Below are 9,596 nucleotides of genomic sequence, written 5' to 3'. Positions count from 1 at the left end.
CCCCTGGACCCCGCAGCGCCTAAAAGCCCGCCGGCTCCGTGTAGACCCCCCACTCGTCCCGCAACACGTCACAGATCTCGCCCAGCGTCGCCTCCGCCCGCACCGCGTCCAGCATCGGCCCGATCATGTTGGCCCCACCCCGCGCGGCCGCCAGCATGGCGTCCAGGGCCGCGCGCACCGCCGCGTCGTCCCGCCCCGCCCTGCGCGCCGCGAGCACCCGCACCTGCTCCCGCTCCACCTCGTGGCTGACCCGCAGGATCTCCAGGTCCCCGGTCACGGACCCGGTGTGGACGTTCACACCGACGACCTTCTTGTCGCCCTTCTCCAGGGCCTGCTGGTACTGGAACGCCGACTCCGCGATCTCCCCGGTGAACCAGCCGTCCTCGATCCCGCGCAGGATCCCGGACGTGACCGGCCCGATCGGGTGCCGCCCGTCCGGATGCGCCCGCAGCCCCCGTTCCTTGATCTGGTCGAAGATCCTCTCGGCGTCCGCCTCGATCCGGTCCGTCAGCTGCTCGACGTACCACGAACCACCCAGCGGATCCGCCACGTTGGCGACCCCGGTCTCCTCCATCAGCACCTGCTGCGTACGCAGCGCGATCTCCGCCGCCTGCTCGGAGGGCAGCGCCAGCGTCTCGTCCAGCGCGTTGGTGTGCAGCGAGTTCGTACCGCCCAGCACCGCCGCCAGCGCCTCCACCGCCGTACGCACCACGTTGTTGTACGGCTGCTGCGCCGTCAGCGAGACACCCGCGGTCTGCGTGTGGAACCGCAGCCACTGCGCCCTCTCGCTCCGCGCGCCGTACACGTCCCGCATCCAGCGCGCCCAGATCCTGCGCGCCGCACGGAACTTGGCGATCTCCTCGAAGAAGTCCACGTGCGCGTCGAAGAAGAAGGACAGCCCGGGCGCGAAGACGTCCACGTCCAGGCCGCGGGACAGGCCCAGTTCCACGTAGCCGAACCCGTCCGCCAGCGTGTACGCCAGTTCCTGCGCGGCCGTCGACCCGGCCTCGCGGATGTGGTAGCCGGAGACCGACAGGGGCTTGTACGCGGGGATGCCCGCCGCGCAGTACTCCATCAGGTCGCCGATGAGGCGCAGATGGGGCTCGGGCTGGAAGAGCCACTCCTTCTGCGCGATGTACTCCTTGAAGATGTCGGTCTGGAGCGTGCCGTTCAGCACCGACGGGTCCACGCCCTGGCGCTCGGCCGCCACCAGGTACATGCAGAAGACCGGCACGGCCGGACCACTGATCGTCATGGACGTCGTGACGTCGCCCAGCGGGATGCCCTTGAACAGGACCTCCATGTCGGCCGCCGAGTCGATCGCCACCCCGCAGTGCCCGACCTCACCGAGCGAACGCGGGTCGTCGGAGTCGCGCCCCATGAGCGTCGGCATGTCGAACGCCACGGACAGTCCCCCGCCGCCGTTGGCGAGGATCATCTTGTAGCGCTCGTTCGTCTGCTCGGCGTTCCCGAAACCGGCGAACTGCCTTATCGTCCACGTCCGCCCCCGGTAGCCGGTCGGGTACAGCCCGCGCGTGAAGGGGTACTCCCCGGGCCAGCCGATCCGCTCGAAGCCCTCATAGGCGTCCCCGGGCCGGGGACCGTACACGGGCTCCACGGGATCGCCGGAGAGCGTCGTGAAGTCGGCCTCGCGCTTGCGTGAGGCGTCGTAGCGGGCCTGCCAGCGTCGGCGGCCCTCCTCGATGGCGTCAGCGTCCATACCTCCAATTTACTAGGACGTCCAAGTAAATGTCGACGACAAACCGCCGCACGCGTGTCCGTACGGCGGTCGGTGGTTACGCCTTGGCGACCGCGGGGGAGTCTTCCGCGGTCCTCGCCTCGAGCTCGTGGCTGATCTTCCGCTCCACGAAGAAGGCGGCGGTCGGGATCGTTCCGGCCAGCAGCACCCACAGCTGCTTGCGGACCGGCCACTTCGCCTTGGAGCCCAGGTCGAAGGCGAAGACCAGGTACACGACGTACAGCCAGCCGTGCGCGAGGCTGACCACGTACGTGAAGTCCGCGGCCCCGTCCAGCTCGAGCACGTACTTGCCGATCATGCCGAGGGTCAGCAGGATCAGCAGCACACCGGTGACGTAGGCCATGACGCGGTAGCGGGTCAGCACGCTTTTTTTCATGCCGACGAGCGTAACCACCGCTTTCGTGCGATCTTCGGGCGCCCCCGGCGGCATACGAGAGGCTCGCGGAGGCGTGCGCGGAGGCACACGCGGGTGCCCTACTCCCCCTCGAAGTCCCCCGCCGCCACCCGCAGCGGCCGGAGCATCGCGAAGATCTCCTGGCACTCCTCCGCGTCGTACACACCCAGCCCGAAGTCCATCGCCATCAGGTCACGGGTGGCCGCCTCGCAGACCTCGCGGCCCTTCTCGGTGATGGAGGCGAGCGTGCCGCGGCCGTCGTTGGGGTTGGGCCGCTTGTCGACGAGGCCCGACCTGACCAGGCGGTCCACGGTGTTCGTGACCGACGTGGGATGCACCATGAGCCGCTCACCGATCTTGGACATCGGCAGCTCGCCCTTCTGCGAGAAGGTGAGCAGCACCAGCGCCTCGTAGCGCGCGAAGGTCAGCCCGTACGACTTGACGACCGCGTCGACCTCGGCGAGCAGGATCTGGTGCGCGCGCATGATCGAGGTGATCGCAGCCATGGACGGGACGTTCCCCCAGCGCTGCTTCCAGTGTTCGTCGGCGCGGGCGATGGGGTCGAAGGAGAGGCTGAGCGGCTTGGACACGGCAACGACCTTACCGGCCGGTCATATGCCGGTCAGCCCTGTCTCGCTTTTCGGTCGCACACCCGGGGTTGCCCAGGGCCTGCTGGGGCGCCCTCACCCGGACAGGTGCCGTTCCACCGTCTCCACCTTGGACGTGAGGCCGTCCGTGACGCCGGGGCGGATGTCCGCCTTGAGGACGAGGGAGACGCGCGGGGCGCGTTCCTCGACCGCCGCGACAGCGCGTTTCACCACGTCCATCACCTCGTCCCACTCGCCCTCGACCGACGTGAACATCGCGTCGGTGCGGTGGGGCAGCCCGGACTCGCGGACGACCCGGACCGCGTCGGCGACGTACTCCCCCACGTCCTCGCCGACGCCGAGCGGCGTCACGGAGAAGGCGACGATCATGCGTTGACGACCCCTTCCTTGCGGGCGCGGGAGGCGATCACCGCGTCCTCGGCCTCACGGCGCAGCTTCCGCTCGGCGAAGAAGCCGCCGGTGGGCAGCACGGCGAGGACGAAGTAGAGGGCGGCGGTCCGCAGGGACCACTTGGTGCGGTTCCAGGCGTCGGCCCAGAAGACCGCGTACAGGATGAAGAGGACGCCGTGGATCAGGCCCATCGGGAACACCGCGTCGAACTCCGTGGTCCTCTTCAGCACCGAGCAGACGAGCAGGAGCAGGAAGGAGACGGCCTCGGGGGCGGAGACGAGGCGGAGGCGGCGGAGGGCGGAGGCGGTCTTTATGTCCACGGGTCACCTTCGTTGGGAGTGCCGGCAGGAGTGGGGTCGAGCCTTGTGAACGGACGCACAAGCGGACCCATTGTGGCATCCGGAGCGGGATCGGCCGGGCAGGGGGTGCGCGCGGGCCCGCGGAGCTGACGCCCCCTGAGGCTCCGTGTTGCCCCTAGTTGCCCTTTGGCGCCCTCTAAGGGTCGTCTCGGGGTGGAGATCCGCCTCCGGGCTCTGTCCGGTCCGCCCTGCTTGCGGCTACCTTTCGCAGCGTGGCGATGTTCCGACTTCAAGGCAGCAAGGTGCTCGCCGTCGACATGACCGGGGACGCAGTCAAGGCGAAGAACGGCTCGATGGTCGCGTACGACGGGCAGATGGCCTTCAAGAAGATGAGCGGCGGCGGGGAGGGGATCCGGGGGATGGTCACCCGGCGTCTCACCGGCGAGCAGATGACCATGATGGAGGTGAAGGGGCACGGGACGTGCTGGTTCGCGGACCGGGCCTCCGAGATCAACCTGGTGAGTCTCCAGGGAGACAAGCTGTACGTCGAGTCGAGCAACCTGCTCGCGACGGACGCGGGACTGAGGACGGGTACGTCGTTCACCGGGCTGCGCGGCGCCTCACAGGGCAACGGGCTGTTCACAACCACCGTCGAGGGACACGGCCAGGCGGCGATCATGTCCGACGGGCCGGCTGTCGTGCTGCGGGTGAGCTCGCAGTATCCGCTGGTCGTCGACCCCGGGGCGTACATCGCGCACCAGGGGAACGTCCGGCAGTCGTTCCAGTCCGGAGTGACGTTCCGCACGCTCATGGGTGAGGGCGGCGGTGAGGCCTTCCAGATCCGGTTCGAGGGGGACGGGCTGGTGTACGTACAGCCGAGTGAGCGGAACACGATCGCGGGGGATGTGTGACATGCCCTTCCGCGAGATCAACTCCAAGATGATCGAGGCGACGGTCGCCCCCGGACAGCGGCTGTTCAGTCAGCGCGGGGCGATGCTCGCCTACAGGGGCGAGGTGTCCTTCACCCCCAACACACAGGGCGGCCAGGGCGGACTGGTGTCGATGATCGGCCGTCGGGTGGCGAACGAGGCGACCCCGCTGATGACGGTGGAGGGCAGCGGCACGGTGCTCTTCGGACACGGCGGCCACCACGTCCAGGTGATCGCGCTCACCGGGGACACGCTGTACGTCGAGGCGGACCGGCTGCTCGCCTTCGACGGCACGCTCCAGCAGGGCACGATGTTCATGGGTTCCCAGGGCGGGGTCATGGGCATGGTGCGGGGGCAGGTGACGGGACAGGGCCTGTTCACCACCACCCTCAAGGGGCACGGCTCCGTCGCGGTGATGGCCCACGGCGGTGTCATCGAGGTCCCCATCACCCCGCAGCGCCCGGTCCACGTCGATCCTCAGGCGTACGTGGCGCACCACGGCGATGTGCGGAACAAGCTGTCCACCGCGCTGGGCTGGCGCGACATGGTGGGCCGCGGCTCGGGCGAGGCGTTCCAGCTGGAGCTGAGCGGCAGCGGCGTGGTGTACGTCCAGGCGTCGGAGGAGAAGCTGTGAGCACCTACGGGGTTCCGGGCGGCGGCCCGGTGGTCCACGACCCGATGACGCTGCCGAGCGACGACAACGTCAACAACTACACCTTCTGCGTCGAGCTCAAGGGGAGCCAGTGGTTCCTGCAGAAGGGGAAGATGATCGCCTACTACGGGTCGATCGACTTCAACGGCATCGGGCACGGCCGACTGGACCGTCTGGTCCGCACGTCCTTCCATTCGCCTCTGCACGCGAGCGACTGGGTGGTGGCGGAGGGCTCCGGCAAGATGCTCCTCGCCGACCGGGCCTTCGATGTGAACTCGTACGACCTGGACGACGGCAACCTGACCATTCGCTCGGGCAACCTGCTCGCTTTCCAGCCAAGCTTGTCCCTCAAGCAGTCGATCGTGCCGGGCTTCCTGACGCTCATCGGAACCGGAAAGTTCGTGGCCGCCTCCAACGGTCCGGTGGTGTTCATGGAACCGCCGATCCGGGTCGACCCGCAGGCCCTGGTCGGCTGGGCGGACTGCCCCTCGCCGTGCCACCACTACGACCACGGGTACATGGCGGGTGTGATGGGCGGTCTACGTGCGCTGACGGGCCTCGGCGGGGTCTCCGGGGAAGAGCACCAGTTCGAGTTCGTCGGAGCGGGCACGGTGCTCCTGCAGTCCTCGGAAACACTCATGGCGGAGCAGGCCACGGGAGCGGTCCCGCACGAGCCGGGTGTACCGGGCGGCGGAGGGGCACCCGGCGGGCACGGACCGCAGGCCGGCGCACCGCGCCTTCCCGGACAGCTGGGAGACCTCCAGCGTCGCTTCGGGCTGTGAGCGGTAGTCTGCGGAGTGTGACGTCGAACGAGTGCACCCCGGTCTTGCAGCACGTGATGGACGGCCCGTCATGAACGGGCCGCCATGAAACCACCGCCATAAAATCCTCATAGTTCGCCTTTCAACCTCTTAGGTAGACTTCATTCATGGAGACCGAGACGGCCACGCGCTGGCTGACCAATGCGGAGCAGTGCGCCTGGCGCACCCACCTGGACGTCAATCGACTGTTGACGCACCAGCTCGAAAGGGATCTGCAGCCGTTCGGCCTGACAATGAACGACTACGAGATCCTGGTGAACCTGTCCGAGTCGGAGGGCCTGCGGATGCGGATGAGCGACCTCGCGTCCGCCACCCTCCAGTCCAAGAGCCGCCTCTCGCACCAGATCACACGCATGGAGAACGCGAACCTGGTGCGGCGTGAGAACTGCGAGTCGGACCGCCGCGGGCTGTACGCGGTGCTCACCGAGCACGGCCTGGAGACGATGCAGAAGGTGGCGCCGCATCATGTGGCGTCGGTGCGGAGGCACTTCATCGACCTGCTGTCACCGGAGGCCCTGGCCGAGCTCGACAAGGCCCTGAAGCCGATCGCGGAGCATCTGCGGGGGCACCGGGGCAAGTCGTAGCGCTCCGTACTCGGCCCCGCGCCCCTCTCGCCCCTCTCGCCCCTCTACTTGGTGCTGGGCACCCTCAGTTCGAAGAGTGCTCCGCCGCCCGGCGCCTCCCGGACCGTGAGGGTGCCCCCGTGCCGGGTGGCGACGTCCCGGGCGATGGCGAGGCCCAGGCCGGCGCCGCCGTCGTCGCGGCTGCGGGACTCGTCGAGGCGTACGAACCGCTCGAAGACGCGGTCCCGTTCCTCGGGCGGGACCCCCGATCCGTCGTCGGCGACCTCCAGCACGGCCCAGGGGCCCTCGGTGCGCAGGGCGACGTCGATGCGCTCACGGGCATGGCGCTGCCCGTTGTCCAGCAGGTTGGCGAGTACCCGCGTCAACTGGCTCCGTGAGCCGGCCACTTCGACGGACCGTACCCCGTCGAGGTACACCCCTGTCCGCCCGTCGGCCTCCTCCCGGACCAGATCCGCCAGGTCGAACCGGGCGTCCTGCGGCCGCTCCCCCGCGTCCAGCCGGGCGAGCAGCAGCAGATCGGCGGCGAGCCGCTGCAGCCGTACGGTGTCCTCGACGGCGCCCTCGATGTCCAGCAGTTCCGGGTGCGCGGAGCCCACTTCGAGCTGGGTGCGCAGGGAGGCGATGGGGCTGCGGAGTTCGTGGGAGGCGTCCGCGACGAACCGCCGCTGACGCTCCACGGACGTCTCCAGGGCGGCGAGGGTCTCGTTGGTGGTCTCGGCCAGCCGGGCGATCTCGTCATGGGTGTCGGGCTCGGGCACCCTCCGGGAGAGGTCCTCCGAGGCCGTGATGGCGGCCATCTCGGCGCGGATGCCCTCGACGGGCCGCAGCGCGCGTCGGGTCACGACGTACGTGGCTCCGCCCACCGTCACCAGCAGCAGCGGCAGCCCGATCAGCATGGCCGTGAGCGCCGTGCCGACGGCGCCCTGTTCGGCGGAGAGGGAGGCGCCCGCGTACACGGTGAGCGTGGCGCCCTGGTCCGTGGTCACCTCAAGGGCGGCGAACTGGTAGTCGTCGGTTTCCCCGTCGACCGTAGCGGTGCCCTGGGCGTGCCGCACGTCGTCGGAGACCTCGCCGGCGTCCGGCGGATCCGCGCTCTGCCCCGCGTCATCGGCGTCATCTGCGTCATCGTCGGCGTCGTCGTCGCCCACGGGCGTGCTGCCTCCGGTCCGCTCCGAGCCGCTCGGGACGACGCTCAGGCTCTCCACGTCCTCGTCGGACGCCACGATGCGCCCCTGGCGGTTCACGACCTGGACGGGGTTGTCGTCGGCGTCGGGGAGGTCCAGTTCGGCGTACGGGACGCCGTAGGCCAGGTCGCGGGCCACCGTGCGGGCCTCGCTGTCCGCCTGGGCCTCGGCAGTGTCGATGAGGTTGGCCCGCAGGGAGATCAGGACGGCGGCGCCGGCGGCGACCAGGGCGATCGCCACGACAAGTGTGGCCGCGAGGGTGGCCCTGGCCCGTACGGATCCCAGTCGGCGTCTCATCTCGCCTCCAGCCGGTATCCGGCGCCGCGTACGGTCTTGATGAGCCCGGCGCCGAGCTTGCGCCGCAGGGTGCTCACGTACACCTCGACGATGTTCGGGTCGCCCTCGTACGCGAAGTCCCAGACGTGGTCCAGGATGTCGCCCTTCGACACCACCTCGCCGGCCCGCACGACGAGCTGCTCCAGGACGGAGAACTCCTTGGCGGTGAGGGTGACCTCGTTGTCACGGACGAAGACGCGCCGGGCGGCGGTGTCGAGCTTCAGGTCCCCGACGACGTGCACGGGCGAGGCCCCGGCGGGCCCCCGGCGCCGCAGCAGCGCCTTCACTCGGGCGACCAGCACCACGTACGAGAAGGGCTTGGTCAGATAGTCGTCGGCGCCCGTGTCGAGCCCCTCGGCCTCGTCGTACTCGCCGTCCTTGGCGGTGAGCATGAGGATCGGCACGTCATGGCCGGCGGCCCGGAGGGTGGCGCACACGCGGTAGCCGTTCATGCCGGGCAGCATGATGTCGAGGATGACGAGGTCGTACGACCCCTCGGAGGCGCGGTGCAGCCCGTCGAGGCCGTCGTGTACGACGTCCACAGCGAAGCCCTCGGCCGTCAGCCCCTTCGCGAGCGAAAGAGCCAGCCGCTTCTCGTCCTCCACGATCAACAGGCGCATGGGGAACAGCGTCCCAAACCGAACCTGAAGAAGGCTTCAGGGGGTTTCAGGTCCGCTTCAGCGTCGGTCGGGGAGATTGGTTTTCGTCGAAAGCGACCGCAACCAGCTTCAAGCGGTCGCAACACGTCGTATTCGGGAGGAACCCCATGAAGCGCAACATCGTCATCGCCACCATCGCCGCCGCGGCTCTGATCGGTGGCGGCACCGCGACCGCCCTCGCGGTCTCGGGCGACGACGAGGCGCCCGCGCAGCGGTCGAGCGTTCAGGTCCAGGGCGACAACGACCGTGACGACGCGAACGACACCGACGACAAGAGCGACGCGAACGACGCGAACGACGCCGACGACAAGGCCGAGGACGCCGCCGAGGCCAAGGCGGCGAAGGTCACGGCCGCCGACGCGATCACGGCCGCGCTGAAGGACAAGTCCGGTACGGCGGTCGGGGCGGACCTCGACAACGAGGGCTCGAACCTCGTCTGGGAGGTCGACGTCCTGTCCTCCGGCAACACCTGGCACACCGTCCAGGTCGACCCGGGCACCGGCAAGGTGCTGGGTTCCCACACCGAGCAGGAGGACGCCGAGGACGCCACCCAGGCCCGTGCCGCGCTGAAGGGCAGCTCCGTCTCGGCCGCCGAGGCCGCGGAGGCCGCCGCCGCCGAGGGCACGGTGACGTCCGTCGACCTCGACGACGAGGGACGCACGCAGGCCTGGGGCGTGGACACGACGGGTGCCGATGGCGTGGAGACCGACTGGAACGTCGCGCTCGACACCGCCAAGGTCACGGCGGACCGCTCCGCGGACGACTCGGACGACTCGGACGACTCGGACGACTCGGACGACTGATGACTGCCGGCTGACGGCTGACGGCTGACGGCTGACGGCTTCCGTCCAGGGGCCCTGGGGCTACGCCCCCAGGGCCCCTGCTCCGTGCGCGGCGTCGTCGGCTGCGACCCCGGCGGGGGCTGGTCGCGCAGTTCCCCGCGCCCCTTCGGTCCGGGGGGCGGGGCCCCTGGGGATGGGA

12 protein-coding genes are annotated in these 9,596 nt (G+C 69.6%); 5 read left to right on the top strand and 7 right to left on the bottom strand.

Annotation, left to right across the window (positions count from 1 at the left end; genetic code table 11):
• Positions 1-19: 19 nt before the first annotated feature.
• The 5 genes from FNH04_RS34385 to FNH04_RS34365 form a co-directional block, all read right to left on the bottom strand.
• Positions 20-1,720 (bottom strand): acyl-CoA mutase large subunit family protein, encoded by a 1,701-nt coding sequence (locus FNH04_RS34385; RefSeq protein WP_152789766.1) that lies wholly within the window; start codon positions 1,718-1,720, stop codon positions 20-22.
• A 76-nt stretch (positions 1,721-1,796) separates the two neighbouring features.
• Positions 1,797-2,135: a DUF3817 domain-containing protein gene (locus FNH04_RS34380; RefSeq protein ID WP_152789765.1), complete on the bottom strand. Its 339-nt coding sequence runs from the start codon at positions 2,133-2,135 to the stop codon at positions 1,797-1,799.
• A gap of 98 nt (positions 2,136-2,233) precedes the next feature.
• Positions 2,234-2,743 (bottom strand): MarR family winged helix-turn-helix transcriptional regulator, encoded by a 510-nt coding sequence (locus FNH04_RS34375; protein WP_322724680.1) that lies wholly within the window; start codon positions 2,741-2,743, stop codon positions 2,234-2,236.
• Positions 2,744-2,836: 93 nt separating this feature from the next.
• The gene (locus FNH04_RS34370) at positions 2,837-3,130 is read right to left on the bottom strand and encodes an MTH1187 family thiamine-binding protein (protein ID WP_152789764.1); all 294 of its coding nucleotides are present in this window, start codon (positions 3,128-3,130) and stop codon (positions 2,837-2,839) included.
• Entirely contained in the window at positions 3,127-3,471 is a 345-nt protein-coding gene (locus FNH04_RS34365; protein ID WP_322724679.1) for a DUF3817 domain-containing protein, read from the bottom strand. The genes FNH04_RS34370 and FNH04_RS34365 overlap by 4 nt, the downstream gene beginning before the upstream one ends.
• 257 nt (positions 3,472-3,728) lie before the next feature.
• On the opposite strand from FNH04_RS34365, the gene FNH04_RS34360 reads away from it, so the two are divergent.
• From FNH04_RS34360 to FNH04_RS34345, 4 genes are all read left to right on the top strand, one after another.
• On the top strand, positions 3,729-4,361 hold the full coding sequence (locus tag FNH04_RS34360; protein WP_152789769.1) for an AIM24 family protein: 633 nt from the start codon (positions 3,729-3,731) through the stop codon (positions 4,359-4,361).
• A gap of 1 nt (position 4,362) precedes the next feature.
• Positions 4,363-5,013: an AIM24 family protein gene (locus FNH04_RS34355; RefSeq protein WP_152789767.1), complete on the top strand. Its 651-nt coding sequence runs from the start codon at positions 4,363-4,365 to the stop codon at positions 5,011-5,013.
• Positions 5,010-5,813: an AIM24 family protein gene (locus tag FNH04_RS34350; RefSeq protein ID WP_322724677.1), complete on the top strand. Its 804-nt coding sequence runs from the start codon at positions 5,010-5,012 to the stop codon at positions 5,811-5,813. Before FNH04_RS34355 ends, FNH04_RS34350 begins: the two co-directional genes overlap by 4 nt.
• A 146-nt stretch (positions 5,814-5,959) precedes the next feature.
• On the top strand, positions 5,960-6,436 hold the full coding sequence (locus FNH04_RS34345; protein ID WP_152789763.1) for a MarR family winged helix-turn-helix transcriptional regulator: 477 nt from the start codon (positions 5,960-5,962) through the stop codon (positions 6,434-6,436).
• Positions 6,437-6,480: 44 nt separating this feature from the next.
• Here FNH04_RS34345 and FNH04_RS34340 read toward each other — a convergent pair whose 3' ends face one another.
• Both FNH04_RS34340 and FNH04_RS34335 read right to left on the bottom strand, forming a co-directional pair.
• Positions 6,481-7,917 carry a sensor histidine kinase gene (locus FNH04_RS34340; RefSeq protein WP_152789762.1) on the bottom strand — a complete coding sequence of 479 codons (1,437 nt, stop codon included), beginning with the start codon at positions 7,915-7,917 and terminating at the stop codon, positions 6,481-6,483.
• Positions 7,914-8,576, bottom strand: a complete 663-nt coding sequence (locus FNH04_RS34335; protein WP_152789761.1) for a response regulator transcription factor — start codon at positions 8,574-8,576, stop codon at positions 7,914-7,916. The genes FNH04_RS34340 and FNH04_RS34335 overlap by 4 nt, the downstream gene beginning before the upstream one ends.
• A 146-nt stretch (positions 8,577-8,722) precedes the next feature.
• On the opposite strand from FNH04_RS34335, the gene FNH04_RS34330 reads away from it, so the two are divergent.
• Positions 8,723-9,418, top strand: a complete 696-nt coding sequence (locus tag FNH04_RS34330; RefSeq protein WP_152789760.1) for a PepSY domain-containing protein — start codon at positions 8,723-8,725, stop codon at positions 9,416-9,418.
• Positions 9,419-9,596 lie beyond the last annotated feature (178 nt).

It is taken from the genome of Streptomyces phyllanthi, from assembly GCF_009377205.1.
GTDB lineage: Bacteria > Actinomycetota > Actinomycetes > Streptomycetales > Streptomycetaceae > Streptomyces > Streptomyces phyllanthi.
Note: the sequence above shows the minus strand (reverse complement) of the source record. Positions and strands in the feature narration are given on the sequence as shown.

Coding starts and splice junctions, on each gene's coding strand:
- FNH04_RS34385 (WP_152789766.1), bottom strand. CDS start 1,720: ATGGACGCTGACGCCATCGAGGAGGGCCGCCGACGCTGGCAGGCCCGC.
- FNH04_RS34380 (WP_152789765.1), bottom strand. CDS start 2,135: ATGAAAAAAAGCGTGCTGACCCGCTACCGCGTCATGGCCTACGTCACC.
- FNH04_RS34370 (WP_152789764.1), bottom strand. CDS start 3,130: ATGATCGTCGCCTTCTCCGTGACGCCGCTCGGCGTCGGCGAGGACGTG.
- FNH04_RS34360 (WP_152789769.1), top strand. CDS start 3,729: ATGTTCCGACTTCAAGGCAGCAAGGTGCTCGCCGTCGACATGACCGGG.
- FNH04_RS34355 (WP_152789767.1), top strand. CDS start 4,363: ATGCCCTTCCGCGAGATCAACTCCAAGATGATCGAGGCGACGGTCGCC.
- FNH04_RS34345 (WP_152789763.1), top strand. CDS start 5,960: ATGGAGACCGAGACGGCCACGCGCTGGCTGACCAATGCGGAGCAGTGC.
- FNH04_RS34340 (WP_152789762.1), bottom strand. CDS start 7,917: ATGAGACGCCGACTGGGATCCGTACGGGCCAGGGCCACCCTCGCGGCC.
- FNH04_RS34335 (WP_152789761.1), bottom strand. CDS start 8,576: ATGCGCCTGTTGATCGTGGAGGACGAGAAGCGGCTGGCTCTTTCGCTC.
- FNH04_RS34330 (WP_152789760.1), top strand. CDS start 8,723: ATGAAGCGCAACATCGTCATCGCCACCATCGCCGCCGCGGCTCTGATC.